General features: G+C 74.0%; 14 protein-coding genes. 10 read left to right on the top strand and 4 right to left on the bottom strand.

Translation table 11 applies throughout. The annotated features are described in order from the left end of the window. Positions 1-58 precede the first annotated feature (58 nt). The 7 genes from ABZ128_RS09265 (at position 59) to ABZ128_RS09235 (ending at position 10,461) form a co-directional block, all read left to right on the top strand. Positions 59-1,567 carry a 3' terminal RNA ribose 2'-O-methyltransferase Hen1 gene (locus tag ABZ128_RS09265; protein WP_356847103.1) on the top strand — a complete coding sequence of 503 codons (1,509 nt, stop codon included), beginning with the start codon at positions 59-61 and terminating at the stop codon, positions 1,565-1,567. Then, positions 1,564-4,122, top strand: coding sequence for a polynucleotide kinase-phosphatase (locus ABZ128_RS09260; protein ID WP_356847102.1), 2,559 nt, complete (start codon positions 1,564-1,566; stop codon positions 4,120-4,122). Before ABZ128_RS09265 ends, ABZ128_RS09260 begins: the two co-directional genes overlap by 4 nt. 209 nt (positions 4,123-4,331) lie before the next feature. After that, positions 4,332-4,829 carry a hypothetical protein gene (locus tag ABZ128_RS09255; RefSeq protein ID WP_356847101.1) on the top strand — a complete coding sequence of 166 codons (498 nt, stop codon included), beginning with the start codon at positions 4,332-4,334 and terminating at the stop codon, positions 4,827-4,829. Positions 4,830-4,933: 104 nt separating this feature from the next. Continuing rightward, a complete protein-coding gene (locus tag ABZ128_RS09250; RefSeq protein WP_356847100.1) occupies positions 4,934-6,160 on the top strand; it encodes an arginine deiminase in 1,227 nt (408 codons plus the stop codon). Between the two features lie 88 nt (positions 6,161-6,248). Next, positions 6,249-7,268, top strand: coding sequence for an ornithine carbamoyltransferase (argF, locus tag ABZ128_RS09245; protein ID WP_356847099.1), 1,020 nt, complete (start codon positions 6,249-6,251; stop codon positions 7,266-7,268). A gap of 87 nt (positions 7,269-7,355) precedes the next feature. Next, entirely contained in the window at positions 7,356-8,183 is an 828-nt protein-coding gene (locus ABZ128_RS09240) for an enoyl-CoA hydratase family protein (RefSeq protein ID WP_356847097.1), read from the top strand. A 4-nt stretch (positions 8,184-8,187) separates the two neighbouring features. After that, positions 8,188-10,461: a bifunctional salicylyl-CoA 5-hydroxylase/oxidoreductase gene (locus tag ABZ128_RS09235; protein ID WP_356847096.1), complete on the top strand. Its 2,274-nt coding sequence runs from the start codon at positions 8,188-8,190 to the stop codon at positions 10,459-10,461. A gap of 19 nt (positions 10,462-10,480) precedes the next feature. Here ABZ128_RS09235 and ABZ128_RS09230 read toward each other — a convergent pair whose 3' ends face one another. The 3 genes from ABZ128_RS09230 to ABZ128_RS09220 form a co-directional block, all read right to left on the bottom strand. Next, entirely contained in the window at positions 10,481-11,320 is an 840-nt protein-coding gene (locus tag ABZ128_RS09230) for a GNAT family N-acetyltransferase (protein WP_356847095.1), read from the bottom strand. Between the two features lie 72 nt (positions 11,321-11,392). Beyond that, positions 11,393-12,193: a PaaX family transcriptional regulator C-terminal domain-containing protein gene (locus tag ABZ128_RS09225; protein ID WP_356847094.1), complete on the bottom strand. Its 801-nt coding sequence runs from the start codon at positions 12,191-12,193 to the stop codon at positions 11,393-11,395. Positions 12,194-12,197: 4 nt separating this feature from the next. Continuing rightward, the gene (locus tag ABZ128_RS09220; protein ID WP_356847092.1) at positions 12,198-13,817 is read right to left on the bottom strand and encodes an AMP-binding protein; all 1,620 of its coding nucleotides are present in this window, start codon (positions 13,815-13,817) and stop codon (positions 12,198-12,200) included. Between the two features lie 141 nt (positions 13,818-13,958). Between ABZ128_RS09220 and ABZ128_RS09215 the strand changes: the two genes are divergently transcribed. The 3 genes from ABZ128_RS09215 to ABZ128_RS09205 all read left to right on the top strand — a co-directional run bounded on the left by ABZ128_RS09215 (position 13,959) and on the right by ABZ128_RS09205 (position 16,021). Continuing rightward, positions 13,959-15,077 (top strand): acyl-CoA dehydrogenase family protein, encoded by a 1,119-nt coding sequence (locus ABZ128_RS09215; protein ID WP_356847090.1) that lies wholly within the window; start codon positions 13,959-13,961, stop codon positions 15,075-15,077. Beyond that, positions 15,074-15,472 carry a RidA family protein gene (locus tag ABZ128_RS09210; protein ID WP_356847089.1) on the top strand — a complete coding sequence of 133 codons (399 nt, stop codon included), beginning with the start codon at positions 15,074-15,076 and terminating at the stop codon, positions 15,470-15,472. Before ABZ128_RS09215 ends, ABZ128_RS09210 begins: the two co-directional genes overlap by 4 nt. 108 nt (positions 15,473-15,580) lie before the next feature. Further along, on the top strand, positions 15,581-16,021 hold the full coding sequence (locus ABZ128_RS09205; protein ID WP_356847088.1) for a hypothetical protein: 441 nt from the start codon (positions 15,581-15,583) through the stop codon (positions 16,019-16,021). Between the two features lie 64 nt (positions 16,022-16,085). Here ABZ128_RS09205 and ABZ128_RS09200 read toward each other — a convergent pair whose 3' ends face one another. Next, positions 16,086-17,456: an aminopeptidase P family protein gene (locus ABZ128_RS09200; protein ID WP_356847087.1), complete on the bottom strand. Its 1,371-nt coding sequence runs from the start codon at positions 17,454-17,456 to the stop codon at positions 16,086-16,088. Positions 17,457-17,472: the final 16 nt, after the last annotated feature.

Genomic DNA, 17,472 nt, shown 5'->3' with positions numbered 1-17,472 from the left:
CGACGGGGAGGGGTAAATACGGTGGCCCCCGGGGCGGGCGGCGGTCATGCTGAGCTGCATGTTCCTGACGATCTCCACCACCGGCAGCGCCGAGCGCCCGGCCACCGACCTGGGCTTCCTGCTGCACAAGCATCCCGAGAAGGCGCAGGCGTTCACCACCTCCCACGGCACGGCCCACGTGTTCTATCCCGAGGCCACCGCCGAGCGGTGCACGGCCGCGCTGCTGCTGGAGGTGGACCCGGTCGCCCTCGTGCGGCGGGGGCAGCGCAAGGGCCGGGGCGGGGCGCCCGATGCCGCGCTCGCGCAGTACGTCAACGACCGCCCGTACGCGGCCTCCTCGCTGCTCGCCGTCGCCCTCAGCGCCGTCTTCCGCAGCGCGCTGGGCGGCCAGTGCACCGCCCGGCCGGAAGTGCCCGGGCAGGTCCGGCCCCTGCGGATCGAGATACCGGCACTGCCCGCGCGCGGCGGTGCGGAGCTCGTGCACCGGCTGTTCGGTCCGCTCGGCTGGGACCTCGTACGGGCCGAACCCCTGCCGCTGGACGAGCAGTTCCCCGAGTGGGGCGACTCCCGGTACGTGCGGCTCGTCCTGGAGGGGGAGCTGCGGCTCGCCGACGCGCTGCGCCAGCTCTACGTCCTGCTGCCCGTCCTCGACGACGCCAAGCACTACTGGATCTCCCCCGACGAGGTGGACAAGCTGCTGCGCGCCGGAGACGGCTGGCTGGCCGCGCACCCGGAGAACGGGCTGATCACCTCCCGCTACCTGGCCCGCCGCAAGGGGCTCACCCGCGACGCCCTGGAGCGCCTGGAGCTGGTCCGGCTCGCCGAGGCCGACGGCAGCGAGGTCGAGGAGCTCGACAATGCGGTCGACGAGGGCCGCGACACCGAGGAGCGGCCGGTACCGCTCGCCGTGCAGCGCCGCGAGGCGGTCCTCACCGCGCTGCGGGCCGCCGGCGCCCACCGCGTGCTGGACCTCGGCTGCGGCCAGGGTCAGTTGGTGCAGGCGCTGCTCAAGGACCCGGCGTACACCGAGATCGTCGGCATGGACGTGTCCGTGCGGGCCCTGACCGTCGCCGCCCGGCGGCTGCGGACGGAGCGGATGGGGGAGCGGCAGAGTGCGCGCGTGACGCTGGTCCAGGGCTCCCTGGCCTACACCGACAAGCGGCTGGCCGGCTACGACGCGGCCGTGCTCAGCGAGGTCATCGAGCACCTGGACCCGGCGCGGCTGCCCGCGCTGGAGTACGCGGTGTTCGGCGCGGCCCGCCCCCGCACGGTCCTCGTGACCACGCCGAACGTCCAGTACAACGTCCGCTGGGAGAACCTGCCCGCCGGACACGTCCGGCACGGCGACCACCGCTTCGAGTGGACCCGCGAGGAGTTCCGCGGCTGGGCCGGTTCCGTGGCCGCCCGCCACGGGTACGAAGTCGCCTTCGTACCGGTCGGCGACGACGACCCCGAGGTCGGACCGCCCACCCAGATGGCCGTCTTCACCGCCGCCGCGGGCACGGCCGCCGACGCCACCGCCGGCACCGTGGCCACCGACACCCCGAAGGAGGGCGAGGCAGCATGACCACCCCCGACCGCAAGCGACGCGTACTTCCCGTCACCGACCTGTCCCTCGTCGTCCTGATCGGGGCCACCGGATCGGGCAAGTCCACCTTCGCGCGCCGGCACTTCAAGCCCACCGAGGTCCTCTCCTCCGACCACTGCCGTGGGCTGGTCAGCGACGACGAGAACGACCAGGGCGCCAGCAAGGACGCCTTCGACGTCCTGCACTACATCGCGGGAAAGCGGCTCGCCGCCGGCCGCCTCACGGTCGTCGACGCCACCAGCGTCCAGCAGGAGGCGCGCGCACAGCTGGTCCGGCTCGCCCGCGAGCACGACGTCCTGCCCATCGCCATCGTCCTCGACCTGCCCGAAGAGGTCTGCGCCGAGCGCAACGCGGGCCGCCCCGACCGGGCCGGGCTGCCGCGCGCGGTCATCCAGCGCCACCGGCGCGACCTGCGGCGCTCCCTGCGCGGCCTGGAGCGCGAGGGCTTCCGCAAGGTCCACGTCCTGCGCACCGTCGAGGAGGTCGAAGCAACCGAGATCGTACGGGAGAAGCGGTTCAACGACCTCACCCACCTCACCGGCCCCTTCGACATCATCGGCGACGTCCACGGGTGCTCCTCCGAGCTGGAGACCCTGCTCGCCAAACTCGGCTACGAGGACGGCGTCCACCCCGCCGGCCGCACCGCCGTCTTCGTCGGCGACCTCGTCGACCGCGGCCCCGACAGCCCGGGCGTCCTGCGCCGGGTCATGGGCATGGCCAAGGCCGGCAACGCCCTGTGCGTGCCCGGGAACCACGAGAACAAGCTGGGCCGTTACCTCAAGGGCGCCAAGGTCCAGCGGACCCACGGCCTCGCCGAGACGATCGAGCAGCTGGAGCGGGAGCCGGAGGAGTTCGTCCAGGAGGTGCGGGAGTTCATCCGCGGCCTCGTCAGCCACTACGTGCTGGACGGCGGCAGGCTCGTGGTCTGCCACGCCGGGCTGCCCGAGAAGTACCACGGCCGCACCTCCGGCCGGGTCCGCTCGCACGCCCTGTACGGGGACACCACCGGCGAGACGGACGAGTTCGGCCTGCCCGTGCGCTACCCGTGGGCGGAGGAGTACCGCGGCAAGGCGGCCGTGGTCTACGGCCACACCCCGGTCCCGGACACGTCCTGGATCAACAACACCCTCTGCCTGGACACCGGCGCCGTCTTCGGCGGCCGGATGACCGCCCTGCGCTGGCCCGAGCGCGAACTGGTCGACGTACCGGCCGAGAAGGTCTGGTACGAGCCCGTCCGGCCGCTCGCCCCGGAGCCGCGGGCCCGGGAGCCGCGCCCGCTGGACCTGGCCGACGTGCACGGGCGCCGGATCGTGGAGACCCGCCACCTCGGCAACGTCACCGTGCGCGAGGAGAACGCGGCGGCCGCCTTGGAGGTCATGAGCCGCTTCGCCGCCGACCCGCGGCTGGTGCCGTACCTGCCGCCCACCATGGCGCCCGTGGCGACCTCGGCGCTGGAGGGCTGGCTGGAGCACCCGGCCGAGGCCTTCGCCCAGTACCGCAAGGACGGCATCGCCCAGGTCGTCTGCGAGGAGAAGCACATGGGCTCCCGGGCGACGGTCCTGGTCTGCAAGGATCCGGCCGCTGCCCGCGAGCACTTCGGCGTCGAGGGCCCCACCGGATCGGTCTACACCCGTACGGGCCGGCCCTTCTTCACCGATCCGGAGGTCACCGAGGAGGTGCTCACCCGGCTCCGCTCGGCGGTCACCGGGGCCGGTCTGTGGGAGGAACTGGACACCGACTGGCTGCTGCTCGACGGGGAACTGCTGCCGTGGTCGCTGAAGTCCGCCGGCCTGCTGCGCAACCAGTACGCCGCCGTGGGCGCGGCCTCCCGCGCCGTCTTCCCGGACGCCGTCGCCGCCCTGGAGTCGGCCGCCGGCCGCGGCGTCGACACGGCCGGGCTGCTCGCCCGCCAGCGCGAGCGGGCCGCGGACGCCGCCCGGTTCACCGACGCCTACCGGCGCTACTGCTGGAGCACCGACGGGCTGGACGGCGTGCGCTTCGCGCCCTTCCAGCTGCTCGCGGCCGCCGGGCGCTCGCTGGCCGCCGTACCGCACGACGAGCAGCTGTTCTGGCTGGACCGGCTCGTCGATGCCGACGACCCCGGCAAGCCGGCCGGCACCGGCCTGCTGCGCCGCACCCGGCGGATCCTGGTGGACACCGCCGACGAGGCGTCCGTACGCGCGGCGACCGACTGGTGGCTGGAGCTCACGGCCGCCGGCGGCGAGGGCATGGTCGTCAAGCCGCTCCAGGCCTGCGCCCGCGACGGCGGGGGCCGCCTGGTCCAGCCGGGCGTCAAGGTGCGCGGGCGCGAGTACCTGCGGATCATCTACGGCCCGGAGTACACGCGGCCGGAGCAGCTGGAGCAGCTGCGCCACCGCCACCTCGGCCACAAGCGCTCGCTCGCCCTGCGCGAGTACGCGCTGGGGCTGGAGGCGCTGGACCGGCTGGCGGCCGGCGAGCCGCTGTGGCGGGTGCACGAGGCGGTCTTCGCGGTGCTCGCCCTGGAGTCGGAGCCGGTCGACCCCCGGCTGTGACGGCGGGAACCGGCGTGCCGGCGGCGGCCGGGCCCGGTGCCGACGACGGCCGGGCCCGGCGTGCGTAAATCCCGTGCCCCCGTACGGCCCCGAATTAGGTCGTATGGGGGAACTTTCCCGGAGAACGCCCGGAAAACCCCCGGCGGGATCGTTCATCCAGGGCAGCGGAATGTCCGCGACCCTGGAAGGACGGAACGTCACCTATGAAGATGACCGCGCGCGGAAGCATTGCGGCGCTCATGACCTGTATGGCCGCGGCCGGTGCTGCCTCCCCGGCCGTGGCCGACTCGGTGCCGGTGGGTGTCCCCCTGGACGCCGTGAAGACCACGCTGGGCGTGGACACTCCGCGCGTGGCCACCGCGGTCCCGGTACCGGTCGTCGGCGCCCCCGAGGCACCCCGCATGCACACCGGGGACCTGCTCCCCGGCCCGCTCCTCCCGGTGGTGCCGATCCGGACCGAGCTCGGCCGGACCCTGGTCACCTCGCCGGTGCCGAACCTGCTCGGCGAGCCGAGCACGGACGGCGAGGGCTCGCTGGAGGCCCCGGCCACCCGCATGGTCACCCGCACCCCGGGCGCCGCCCTGGGAGCCCCGCTGACCATGCCGAACGGATCCAACTTCGGGATCCCGGACCTCACCGCCCCGAAGCTCGGCCTGACCGCCCCGGAGCTCATCGGCACCCCCGCGGCGCTCCTCGGCCTGCGCTGAGGCCCCGGGCCGAGGCCACCGGGACGGCGGCGGCCCCGGGGTCCGAAGGGGCTCCTGAGCCAACGCCGCATCAAAAAGCCGTCCGGTCTGCGAACGTGTACGCCATGGGATTCCATGTCGATTCCGAGACCGGGCGGCTTCGCCGCGTCATCCTCCACCGGCCGGACCTGGAGCTGAAGCGGCTCACACCGAGCAACAAGGACGCACTGCTCTTCGACGACGTGCTGTGGGTGCGCCGGGCCCGCCAGGAGCACGACGGCTTCGCGGACGTGCTGCGCGACCGGGGCGTCGAGGTGCACCTCTTCGGTGACCTGCTGTGCGAGGCCCTGGACATCCCGGAGGCGAGGCACCTCGTCCTGGGCCGGGTGTTCCACGAGAAGGAGTACGGGCCGCTCGCCACCGATCACCTGCGCGCGGTCTTCGACGGGCTGCCCTCGGCCGAACTGGCCGAGGCGCTGGTGGGCGGGATGACCAAGCGCGAGTACCTGGAACGGCACGCCGAGCCGGTGTCGGTCCGCTTCCACGCGATGGAACTGGACGACTTCCTGCTCGGGCCGCTGCCCAACCACCTCTTCACCCGCGACACCTCCGCCTGGATCTACGACGGGGTGTCCATCAACGCCATGCGCTGGCCGGCCCGGCAGCGCGAGACCGTGCACTTCGAGGCGATCTACAAGCACCACCCCCTGTTCACCTCTTCCGGCGCCTTCCACTACTGGTCCCAGGGCCAGGCCGACTACCCCTCGACGATCGAGGGCGGCGACCTGCTCGTCATCGGCAACGGAGCGGTGCTGATCGGCATGAGCGAGCGGACCACGCCGCAGGCGGTGGAGATGCTGGCGCGCGGCCTGTTCGCGGCCGGGTCGGCCACCAGCATCGTGGCCCTGGACATGCCCAAGCGCCGGGCGTTCATGCACCTGGACACCGTGATGACCATGGTGGATGCAGATACGTTCACGCAGTACGCGGGCCTGGGCATGCTGCGCTCCTACACGATCGAGCCGGGCTCCGGGACGCAGGAGCTCAAGGTGACCGACCACGCCCCCGAGCACATGCACCGGGCCATCGCCGCGGCCCTCGGGCTGGACGCCATCCGCGTGCTGACCGCCACCCAGGACGTGCACGCGGCGGAGCGCGAGCAGTGGGACGACGGCTGCAACGTGCTGGCGGTGGAGCCGGGGGTGGTGGTGGCGTACGAGCGGAACGTCACCACCAACACCCACCTGCGCAAGCAGGGCATCGAGGTGATCGAGATCCCGGGCAGCGAACTCGGCCGGGGCCGGGGAGGACCGCGCTGCATGAGCTGCCCGGTGGAGCGGGACGCCGTCTGAGGGGCCCGCCAGGGGGCGGCTGTATATCAATGCAAGGGATCGTATAGAGTTCCATTCTCGCCTGTCAGTACGACCCTGGAGTGTCCCCATGGCCCCCGCCCTCGCCGGCCGCAGTTTCCTCAAGGAGCTCGACTTCACCGCCGCCGAGTTCCGCGGCCTGGTCGAGCTGGCCGCCGAGCTCAAGGCGGCCAAGAAGGCAGGGACGGAGCAGCGGCGCCTCCGGGGCAGGAACATCGCGCTGATCTTCGAGAAGACCTCGACGCGCACGCGGTGCGCCTTCGAGGTCGCCGCGGCGGACCAGGGGGCGCACACCACCTACCTCGACCCGTCCGGCTCCCAGATGGGCCACAAGGAGTCGGTCAAGGACACCGCCCGCGTGCTGGGCCGGATGTTCGACGGGATCGAGTACCGCGGGGACAGCCAGGAGGCCGTCGAGGCACTCGCCGAGCACTCCGGCGTGCCCGTCTTCAACGGCCTCACCGACGACTGGCATCCCACCCAGATGCTGGCCGACGTGCTCACCATGACCGAGCACTGCGCCAAGCCGCTGGACCGGATCGCCTTCGCCTACCTCGGTGACGCCCGCTTCAACATGGGCAACTCCTACCTCGTGACCGGCGCCCTGCTCGGCATGGACGTACGGATCGTGGCGCCGCGGGCCTACTGGCCGGCCGAGCCCGTGGTCGCCGAGGCCCGCCGGCTCGCCGCCGCGAGCGGTGCCCGGATCACGCTCACCGAGGAGGTCGCCGAAGGGGTGGCGCAGGCCGACTTCGTCGCCACCGACGTGTGGGTCTCCATGGGCGAGCCCAAGGAGGTCTGGGACGAGCGGATCGCGGCCCTGGCCCCGTACGCGGTCACCATGGACGTGCTGCGCGCCACCGGCAACCCGGACGTGAAGTTCCTGCACTGCCTGCCGGCCTTCCACGACCTGGGCACCGCCGTCGGCCGCGAGATCCACGAGCGGCACGGCCTGGACTCGCTGGAGGTGACGGACGAGGTGTTCGAGTCCGCGCACTCCGTGGTCTTCGATGAGGCCGAGAACCGGCTGCACACCATCAAGGCCGTCCTCGTGGCCACGCTCGCCGGCCCCGCCCCCTCGGCCGCATAGTCATGCGGGCGGCCGGACGGGTGGCGCCGCCCCTCCTGTGTCGCGTTTCTGTGACGGTAGTCACGATGCAGTGATACCGTCTGGTGTGTGAGCCCCTTCACCGGTTCCACTCCAGCGACCGAACGGTGGCGCCACCTGCGGGTGACCCGGCAGGACGGCGTGGCCACCGTCACCCTCGACCGCCCCGAGAAGCTGAACGCGCTCACTTTCGGCGCCTACGCCGACCTGCGCGACCTGCTCGCCGAACTCTCCCGGGAACGCTCCGTGCGCGCCCTCGTCCTCGGCGGCGAGGGGCGCGGCTTCTGCTCCGGCGGGGACGTCGACGAGATCATCGGCGCCACCCTCGCCATGGACACCGCCCAGCTCCTCGACTTCAACCGGATGACCGGCCAGGTGGTGCGCGCCGTGCGCGAGTGCCCCTTCCCGGTGATCGCCGCCGTCCACGGGGTCGCGGCCGGGGCCGGGGCCGTCCTCGCCCTGGCCGCCGACTTCCGCATCGCCGACCCCAGCGCCCGCTTCGCCTTCCTCTTCACCCGCGTCGGGCTCTCCGGCGGGGACATGGGCGCCGCCTACCTGCTGCCCCGGGTCGTCGGCCTCGGGCACGCCACCCGGCTGCTGATGCTCGGCGAACCCGTACGCGCCCCCGAGGCCGAAAGGATCGGCCTGCTCAGCGAGCTCACCGACGAGGGCAAGGCCGACGTACGGGCGGCCGAACTGGCCGCCCACCTGGCCGCCGGGCCCGCCCTCGCGTACGCCCAGACCAAGGCGCTGCTGACCGCCGAACTCGACATGCCGCTCGCCGCCTCGGTCGAGCTGGACGCGAGCACCCAGGCCCTGCTGATGAACGGCCAGGACTACGCGGAATTCCACGCCGCATTCACCGCGAAGCGGCCCCCGGAGTGGAAGGGCAGGTAGCCCCATGGTGAGGGTCGCGGTGGTCGGCGGGGGGCCCGGGGGGCTGTACGCCGCAGCGCTGCTGGCCCGGCAGGGCCACACGGTGGAGGTCTGGGAGCGCGGCGCGCCCGAGGACACCTTCGGCTTCGGGGTGGTGCTCTCCGACGAGACCCTGGGCGGCATCGAACGCGCGGACGCCGAGGTGTACGCCGCGCTCAGCGCCGAGTTCGTGCGCTGGGAGGACATCGAGATCGTCCACCGCGGCCGGATGCTGACCTCCGGCGGCCACGGCTTCGCCGCGCTCGGGCGCCGTCGGCTGCTGGAGATCCTGCACGAACGCTGCGCCGGCCTCGGCGTCGTCCTCCGCTTCCGCACCCCGGCGCCGCCCGCCCGGGCGTTGGCGGCCGCGTACGACCTGGTGGTGGCCGCGGACGGGGTGCACAGCGCGACCCGGGAGGACGGGGCCGCCCACTTCCGGCCCACCGTGACCGGCGGCCGCTGCCGCTACATCTGGCTGGCCGCCGATTTCGCCTTCGAGGCGTTCCGCTTCGAGATCGCCGAGACCGAGCACGGCGCCATGCAACTGCACGCCTACCCCTACGCGGCGGACGCCTCCACCGTGATCGTGGAGATGCGCGAGGAGGTGTGGCGGGCCGCCGGCCTCGACCTGTGCGACGAGGCGGAGTCCGCCGCCCGCTGCGCCAAGATCTTCGGCGAGGCCCTGCGGGGGCGGCCGCTGCACGGCAACCGCTCGACGTGGACGCGGTTCCGCACCGTCGTCAACGAGCGGTGGTCCCACGGCAACACCGCCCTGCTGGGCGACGCGGCGCACACCGCGCACTTCTCCATCGGCTCCGGCACCAAACTGGCGGTGGAGGACGCCCTCGCGCTCGCCGAGGCGGTCGGCGCCGAAACGGCCGCCGCCGCAGCGGGCCGCGGCACGCCCGACATCCCGGCGGCCCTGGCCGCCTACGAGGCCGCCCGGCGGCCGGCGGTGGCCTCCACCCAGCGGGCGGCGGCCGCCAGCATGCGCTGGTTCGAGGAGATCGCCGGCTACCTCGGCCAGCCCGCCCGGCAGTTCGCCTTCAACCTGCTCACCCGCAGCCGCCGGGTCACCCACGACAACCTGCGGATGCGCGACGAGCGGTTCACCCGGGCCGTCGAACGGGACTTCGGCTGCCCCGACCCGGCCACCCCGCCCATGTTCACCCCGTTCCGGCTGCGCGGGCTGACCCTGCGCAACCGCGTGGTGGTCTCCCCGATGGACATGTACTCGGCCTGCGACGGGAACGGCACCCCGGGCGACTTCCACCTGGTACACCTGGGCGCCCGCGCCCTCGGCGGCGCCGGGCTGGTGATGACGGAGATGGTCTGCGTGTCCGCGCAGGGCCGCATCACCCCCGGCTGCACCGGCCTCTACACGGCCGAGCAGGCCGCCGCGTGGAGGCGGATCGCCGACTTCGTGCACACCAGCGCCCCCGGTACGGCGCTCGGCGTCCAGCTCGGGCATGCGGGCCGCAAGGGCTCGACCCGCCTGATGTGGGAGGGCATGGACGATCCGCTCCCCGAGGGCAACTGGCCGGTGGTCGCGGCCTCAGCGCTGCCGTACCGGCCCGGCGTCTCGGCGGTTCCGCGCGCGCTGACCGGGGCCGATCTGGTGCAGATCCGCTCCGAGTTCGCGGCGGCCGCCCGAAGGGCCGCGGACTGCGGCTTCGACCTGCTGGAACTGCACTGCGCGCACGGCTACCTGCTGTCCGGGTTCCTGTCCCCGCTGACCAACCGCCGCACCGATGCGTACGGAGGGGCCCTGGAGAACCGGCTCCGCTTCCCGCTGGAGGTCTTCGACGCCGTGCGGGCCGTCTGGCCCGAGGACCGGCCCATGACGGTCCGCCTGTCGGCGTCCGACTGGGCGCCGGGCGGCACCACACCGCAGGACGCGGTGGACATCGCCGCCGCCTTCGCCGCCCACGGCGCCGACGCCATCGACGTCTCCACCGGCCAGGTCGTCGCCGACGAGCGGCCGGAGTACGGCCGCTCGTACCAGACCCCGTACGCGGACCGGATCCGCAACGCGCTCGGCGTCCCCGTCATCGCGGTCGGCGCGATCTCCTCCTGGGACGACGTGAACTCGCTGCTGCTGGCGGGCCGCGCCGACCTCTGCGCGGTCGGCCGCCCGCACCTGTACGACCCGCACTGGACCCTGCACGCGGCCGCCGACCAGTCCTACGAGGGCCCGGCCGCCCCCTGGCCCGCCCCCTACCGGGCGGGCAGCCGCAGACCGCCCACGGGCCGCGGCTGAAGCGGGGCGCGCGGGGCGCTCAGGCGGCGACCACCTCGGCGCGGTCCTCGACGGGGGTGTAGCCGAGGCGCAGGTAGACGCCGTTGCTGGTCGGGTTGGCCAGGTCGGTGAAGAGCAGCACCTCCGAGGCGCCGGCCGCGTACGCCGCCGTGCTCACCGCGTGCGTGACCCCGGCGGCGTACCCGCGGCGGCGGGCCGCGGGCGGGGTGTAGACGGGGCCGATGCGCGAGACCGAGCCGATCGGGCGGCTGAACCCGGCCATCGACACGGGCCGGCCGGCGTGCTCCCACAGCAGCATGCCGCCGTACGAGAGGCGGTCGCGCAGGGCGGCCTCGGAGGCGGCGCCGGGGACGGAGGCCTCCCGCTTGAAGGCCTCCAGCCACTCCAGCAGCAGCGGAAGGTCGCCCTCGGCGGCGAGCCGGGACCGGCCGGGCGGGGCCGGTCGTGGTGCGACCAGGTCCGCAAGCCGGTACAGCCGGGTCTCCTCGGCGATCTCGGTGGGCCTGCCCCAGGCCCGCGCCAGGGCCTCGGCGTCCGGGCGGCGGGCGTTGAACCCGGCGACGCAGGCCAGCAGCGGCTCGTCGGCGAGGGCGGCCCCCAGCTCCCGCACCGCCCGCGCGGGCAGTGCGCCGACGAGCACCGGGTGCGGCGGGGTGCACAGGAGCCCTCCGGCGACCGCGCCGTCGGCGCCGGTCCACCAGCCGAAGAAGGGCGCGTCCGGGCCGAAGGCGTTCGGGCCGCGCCGCCTGAGCGCGTCCGTCACGGTGAGCAGCACCGTGTTGACCACCGGCTCCGCGGCCACGGCCGGGCCGGCCGCCGCCAGATAGGCCGCCAGATCAGGAGTGAAGGTCCATGTCATGGCCCATGGTGGCGCGGGGCAGGCCCGCCGCGCACACCGTTTTACGAGGGCCGCCGGACGCGGCAGCCGCCGCTACGGTTCCACGAAGCCCGCGCCGAGGTCGCGCAGGCGGGTGTGCAGTTCGGTGAAGACCGCCGCCGCGCGGTCGCCCGGCCAGTCCGCGGGCAGCAGGTCACGCGGCAGTCCAGGGTCCGCGTACGGGAGGCGGCGCCAGCTGTCCAGGGCGAGCAGGTAGGCGCGGTAGGCCTCCTCCGGGGTGGGCCCGGGCCCGGTCTGCAGGCCGCGCAGCACCGGCTCGTGCTGGTCGAGAAACTCCTCGTGCTGCTTGGCCAGGGAGGCCAGGTCCCACCAGCGGGCCACCGCCTCGGCCGTGGCGGCGAAGCCCAGGTGGGCGCCCCGGAACAGCTCCACGTACGGGGTCAGGTGCAGCCGGTCCAGGGTGTGGCCGGTCTCCTCGTACAGGTGGGCCGGGGCGACCCACACGCCCGGCGCCACCGCGCCGAAGCCGAGCCGGGCCAGGCGGGAGCGCAGCAGGTGCCGCTTGTGGCGCTCCTGCTCCGGGACGGAGAACACGGCGAGCAGCCACTCACCGGAAGGCTGCGCCGGCCCGTAGATCCGCCGGTCGCCGTCGTCCAGCAGCTGCCGGGCCTCCGCGGAGAGCTCGTACCCCGCCGAGCCGTCCCGGGTGTGGGCGGGCAGCAGGAAGCCGCGCCGCTTCAGCCGGGACACCGAGGACCGGACCGACGGGGCGTCCACACCGGCCGCGCCCAGCAGGCGCACCAGGGCCGCCACCGGTACCGGCCCGTCGAAGGCCCGCCCGTAGGCTCCGTAGAACGTGACGATCAGTGATCGCGGGGTGTGCAGCTCGGCCACGGGTTCACTGTAGATCGCGCAGCCGGAAGCGCTGCAGTTTCCCCGTGGCCGTCCGGGGGAGCGAGGGCAGGAAAACGAAGGACCGCGGGCATTTGTGCGGGGCGAGTTCCGCCCGCATGAAGGTGCGCAGGGCCTCCTCCGTCAGGGTGGCGCCCGCCCGCGGGACGGTGTAGGCCACGACGATCTGCCCGCGTCGCTCGTCCGGGCGGCCCACCACCGCGGCCTCCGCCACGTCGGGGTGGCGCAGCAGGGCTTCCTCGACCTCCGGGCCCGCGATGTTGTACCCCGCCGAGACGATCATGTCGTCCGCGCGGGAGACGTACCGGAAGTAGCCCTCGGGATCCCGTACGTAGGTGTCCCCGGTCAGGTTCCAGCCGTCCCGTACGTACTCCGCCTGCCGCGGGTCGGCCAGGTAGCGGCAGCCCACCGGTCCGCGCACGGCGAGCAGGCCCGGCTGGTTGTCGGGGACGGGGCGGCCGCGGTCGTCCACCACCCGGGCCTGCCATCCGGGGACCACCCGGCCGGTGGTGCCGGGGCGGATGTCCTCGTCGGCGGCCGAGATGAAGATGTGCAGCAGCTCGGTCGCCCCGATGCCGTTGATGATCCGCAGTCCGGTGCGCCGGTACCAGGCCTGCCAGGTGGCCTCCGGGAGGTTCTCGCCGGCCGAGACGCAGCGACGCAGGGCCGACAGGTCGTGGGCGCCCACGTCGTACGGCCCGAGGTCGTCCAGCATCGCCCGGTACGCGGTCGGCGCGGTGAACAGCACGGTGACCCGGTGCTCGCCCAGCGCGGGCAGCAGCTGCCGCGGGCCGGCCTGCTCCAGCAGCACCGCGCAGGCGCCCGCGCGCAGCGGGAAGACGACCAGGCCGCCGAGGCCGAAGGTGAAACCGAGCGGCGGGCTGCCCGCGAAGACGTCGTCGGGACGGGGGCGCAGCACGCTGCGGCTGAAGGTGTCGGCGACCGACAGCAGGTCGCGGTGGAAGTGCATGCAGCCCTTGGGGCGGCCGGTGGTGCCCGAGGTGAAGGCGATCAGGGCCACGTCGTCGGCGGAGGTCCGCACGGCCGGGAAGGGCAGGGGATGCCGTTCGGCCAGCCGCAGCAGGTCGTCCGGCCCCGGCCCGCCGTAGGGGGTGATCCGCAGACCCGGCACCTCGGCCTTGACCAGGTCGTCGAGCGCGCCCGTATGGCACAGCGCGTGCCCGACCCGGGCCATCCGGCACACCGTGGCCAGTTCGTGAGCCCGCTGCTGGGCCAGCACGGTGACGGCCACCGCGCCCGCCTTCATCACCGCCAGCCAGCAGGCCGCCAGCCAGGGGCCGGTGGGGCCGCGCAGCAGCACCCGGTTGCCGGGGACCACCCCGAGGTCGGCGGTGAGCACGTGCGCGAGCCGGTCCACCCGCTCGCGCAGCTCCCCGTACGACCACACCTCGCCCGCGCCGCTGCGGAAGGCCGGGCGGTCCGCTCCGAAGCGGTCGATGGTGGCGTCGAGCAGCTCCGCCCCGCAGTTGAGCCGGTCCGGATAGGCCAGCTCGGGGAGCTCGAAGAGGAGCTGCGGCCAGGCGTGCGGCGGCGGCAGGTGGTCGCGGGCAAAGGTGTCGGCGTGGGCGGAAGGCTTGAGCTCCAAGGCGGGTCGCCCCCTCGCAACGGCAGCGGCCCCCGGCTGCGGGGGACCGAAGTGGGTGGAGCCGGCCGTACGGCAGCACCCACGAGCGTATCGTGATGGTGACGGCAGTCAACAGGACGCGATAGAAGCGGGGATGTTCGGATGACCGGATTCGCGCTCGGAGCGGAACAAGAGAAGTGGTGCGCGCACCTGCGCACCCTGGCGGCCGAGCGGCTGCGGCCCCTCGCCGACCGGGGCCGGCCGGGCCGGGTCAACCGGCCGCTGCTCGCCGCGCTGGGCGAGCTGGGCCTGCTGGAGCGGGTCTTCACCGCCGGGGCCCTGGAGCTGTGCCTGCTGCGCGAATCCCTCGCTTATGGCTGTACGGAGGCGGAGACGGCGCTCGCCCTCCAGGGTCTGGGTGCCTACCCGGTGCTGCGCGCGGGCACGGAGCAGCAGCGCGAGCGCTGGCTGGCGCGGGTACGGGCCGGCCGCGCCGTGGCGGCCTTCGCGCTGAGCGAGCCGGGGGCGGGCTCGGACGCGGCGGCGCTGGCCCTGGCGGCGGTGCCGGAAGCCGGCCGCGGCGGGGGCTGGCGGCTCAGCGGCGAGAAGTGCTGGATCTCCAACGCCCCGGAGGCCGACTTCTACACCGTCTTCGCCCGCACCGGGGAGGGCGCGGGCGCCAAGGGGGTCAGCGCGTTCCTGGTTCCCGCCGACCGGCCGGGCCTGTCGGGCGAGCCCCTGGACATGCTCTCCCCGCACCCGATCGGCCGGCTGTCCTTCGACGGGGTGCCGGTCCGCCCGGAGGACCTGCTCGGCGAGCGCGGGGGCGGTTTCCGCGTCGCCATGGACACCCTGAACCTGTTCCGGCCGAGTGTGGGCGCCTTCGCCGTCGGCATGGCCCGGGCCGCGCTCGACGCCACGCTGGCGTACACGGCGGTGCGGCCCGCCTTCGGCGGGGTCCTGGGCGACCTCCAGGCGGTGGGGCACCGGGTGGCCGAGATGGCCACCCGGACCGAGGCGGCCCGGCTCCTGGTCTACGCGGCGGCGGGCGCCTACGACGCCGGGGCCCCGGACGTGCCGCGCCGCTCGGCGATGGCGAAACTGCTCGCGACGGAGACGGCCCAGTACGTGGTGGACCACGCGGTCCAGCTGCACGGCGCGGTGGCCCTCCAGCGGGGCCACCTGCTGGAGCACCTCTACCGCGAAGTGCGGGCGCCCCGGATCTACGAGGGGGCGAGCGAGGTCCAGCGCACGATCATCGCGAAGGAGCTCTACCGGTGAGCCTGGAACGCCTGAACCCCGCGGAGCTCTCCCCGCCGGCCGGGTTCTCCCATGCGGTCGCCGCGAGCGGCTCCCGGCTGGTCCTGCTGGCGGGCCAGACCGCGCTCGACGCCTCGGGCAAGGTGGTCGGGGACACCCTGCCCGAGCAGTTCGAGCGGGCCCTGTCCAACCTGCTGACGGCGCTCGCCGCGGCCGGCGGCACCCCGGCGGACCTGGCCCGGGTGACCGTCTACGCGGTCGACGTGGACGCGTACCGCACCCAGGCCCGGGAACTGGGCCGGATCTGGCGCCGATTGGCAGGACGGGACTACCCCGCCATGGCGGTGGTCGGCGTGGTCCGGCTGTGGGACGAGCCGGCGTTGGTCGAACTGGACGGTATTGCCGTCCTGGACTAGCGGTGGGGCCGGGGGCGACGGATTCGCCTTTGACAGCGACGGCGAGGGAGAGGGAGGGTGGAAATGCCCCTTTTGATACCTCCTCGTCATTCTCGGAGGTGCATGATCATGCGCCGTAGGATCTTTGCGGCAGCTGTCGCCGGGGCCGCCGGCGCCACGCTCGGCCTGATGCCCGTCGGCTCGGCCCTCGCCTCGTCCGCACCCCAGACCGTCCCGCAGAACAACCGGTGGTGCTCCGACGACTGGCGGCACGGCCACGACTGGTGGCGCAACTGCTGCGACCCCTGGCGCTGGCGGCACGACCGTCCCAGCTGGTGCTGGGACGACGTGGACGCGTGGCGCGGCGACCGTGGCGGCGACCACTGGAACCGGCACTGGAACAACGCCGACTGGCGCCACGGCCACGACTTCTGGAACGACGACTGGAACGGCCGCGGCGGCGACGGCGGCCGCTGGAACGACGACTGGAACGGCCGCGGCGGCGACGGCGGCCGCTGGAACGACAACTGGAACGGCAACTGGAACAACACCTGGGCGGGCCGTCCCTAGCGGCGGCCCCGGCTGAGCGGGCCCCCGGCCGCCGGCGTCCGGCGGCCCGGGCGGTCCCGTGCGTTCAGCCGTCCAGCAGGGACCCCATCCACTCCTCGATTCCGGCCACCGTGCGCGGCAGGGCGCCCGACATCAGTCGGGCGCCCGTCGCCGTGATGACGAGGTCGTCCTCGATGCGGACGCCGATGCCGCGCAGCTCCGCCGGCAGGGTCTCGTCGTCGGGCTGGAGGTAGAGCCCCGGCTCGACGGTGAGGACCTGGCCCTCCTCCAGCACCCCGTCCAGGTACGTCTCGGCCCGTGCCTTCGCGCAGTCGTGGACGTCGAGCCCCAGCATGTGTCCACTGCTGCACAGCGTGTAGCGCCGGTGCAGATCGCCCCGCGCGTCCTTCAGCACGCCCCATTCCGCCAAGCCCTCGGCGATCACCTGCATGCCGGCCCGGTGGAAGTCCCGGAAGCTGGCGCCCGGCCGCAGCGCCGCCATGCCGGCCTCCTGGGCGGCCAGTACCAGCTCGTACACCTGCCGCTGCACGGGGGAGAAGCGCCCGGACAGCGGCAGGGTGCGGGTGATGTCCGCCGTGTAGAGGGTGTCCGTCTCCACGCCCGCGTCCAGCAGCAGCAGGTCGTCGCGGTCGAGCCGGCCGTCGTTGCGGATCCAGTGCAGGACGCACGCGTGGGCGCCCGACGCGGCGATGGTGTCGTACCCCGTCCCGTTCCCCTCCGCCCGGGCGCGCAGCCCGAAGACCCCTTCGATCCACCGCTCACCGCGCGGGTGCGCCAGGGCGCGCGGCAGCGCCCGTACGACGTCCTCGAAACCGGCGGCCGTGTGGTCGACGGCGAGCTGGAGCTGCCCGACCTCCCAGGCGTCCTTCACCAGGCGCAGCTCCGCGAGCGCGGTGGCCAGCTCGGCGTCCGTCGAGGCGTTGCGGCCGGCCGGGTCGCCGAGGGTGTCCAGGTGCGCGCAGCGCAGGCCCGTCAGCCGCTCGGCCTCCGCCAGGTCGGGGCGCCGGCCCACCCAGAACTCCCCGTAGCGCCGGTCCCGGAAGAACTCCTCGTTCCCGTCGGCGCGCGGGGAGCGGGGGCGCAGGTGGAGCACGGCCTCGTGGCCGTGCGGGCCCGAGGGCTCCAGTACCAGGACGTGGCCCACCTGGTCCTCGCCCGTCAGCCCGGTCAGCCAGGCGTACGCGCTGTGCGGCCGGAAGCGGTGGTCGCAGTCGTTGGAGCGCACCTTGAGCTCCCCGGCGGGGATGATCAGCCGCTCGCCGGGGAAGCGCGCCGAGAGCCGCTCGCGCCGGGCCGGGGTCACCGCGTACGCCGCCACCCGCGTGGAGTCGGGCAGCGGCGAGGGGGCCCAGTCACCTGCCATGAAGCGGGACAACTCGGGTGATACCGGCAGGTCGTGGCTGCCGATGTTGAGGCGGGGAGAGGCGTCGGACACAAGGGCTCCCTCAAGA

The organism is Streptomyces sp. NPDC006326 (assembly GCF_040612915.1).
GTDB lineage: Bacteria > Actinomycetota > Actinomycetes > Streptomycetales > Streptomycetaceae > Streptomyces.
This window is presented reverse-complemented; position numbering and strand designations above follow the sequence as displayed.

Coding starts and splice junctions, on each gene's coding strand:
- argF (WP_356847099.1), top strand. CDS start 6,249: ATGGCCCCCGCCCTCGCCGGCCGCAGTTTCCTCAAGGAGCTCGACTTC.
- ABZ128_RS09250 (WP_356847100.1), top strand. CDS start 4,934: ATGGGATTCCATGTCGATTCCGAGACCGGGCGGCTTCGCCGCGTCATC.
- ABZ128_RS09205 (WP_356847088.1), top strand. CDS start 15,581: ATGCGCCGTAGGATCTTTGCGGCAGCTGTCGCCGGGGCCGCCGGCGCC.
- ABZ128_RS09230 (WP_356847095.1), bottom strand. CDS start 11,320: ATGACATGGACCTTCACTCCTGATCTGGCGGCCTATCTGGCGGCGGCC.
- ABZ128_RS09265 (WP_356847103.1), top strand. CDS start 59: ATGTTCCTGACGATCTCCACCACCGGCAGCGCCGAGCGCCCGGCCACC.
- ABZ128_RS09235 (WP_356847096.1), top strand. CDS start 8,188: ATGGTGAGGGTCGCGGTGGTCGGCGGGGGGCCCGGGGGGCTGTACGCC.
- ABZ128_RS09260 (WP_356847102.1), top strand. CDS start 1,564: ATGACCACCCCCGACCGCAAGCGACGCGTACTTCCCGTCACCGACCTG.
- ABZ128_RS09215 (WP_356847090.1), top strand. CDS start 13,959: ATGACCGGATTCGCGCTCGGAGCGGAACAAGAGAAGTGGTGCGCGCAC.
- ABZ128_RS09255 (WP_356847101.1), top strand. CDS start 4,332: ATGACCGCGCGCGGAAGCATTGCGGCGCTCATGACCTGTATGGCCGCG.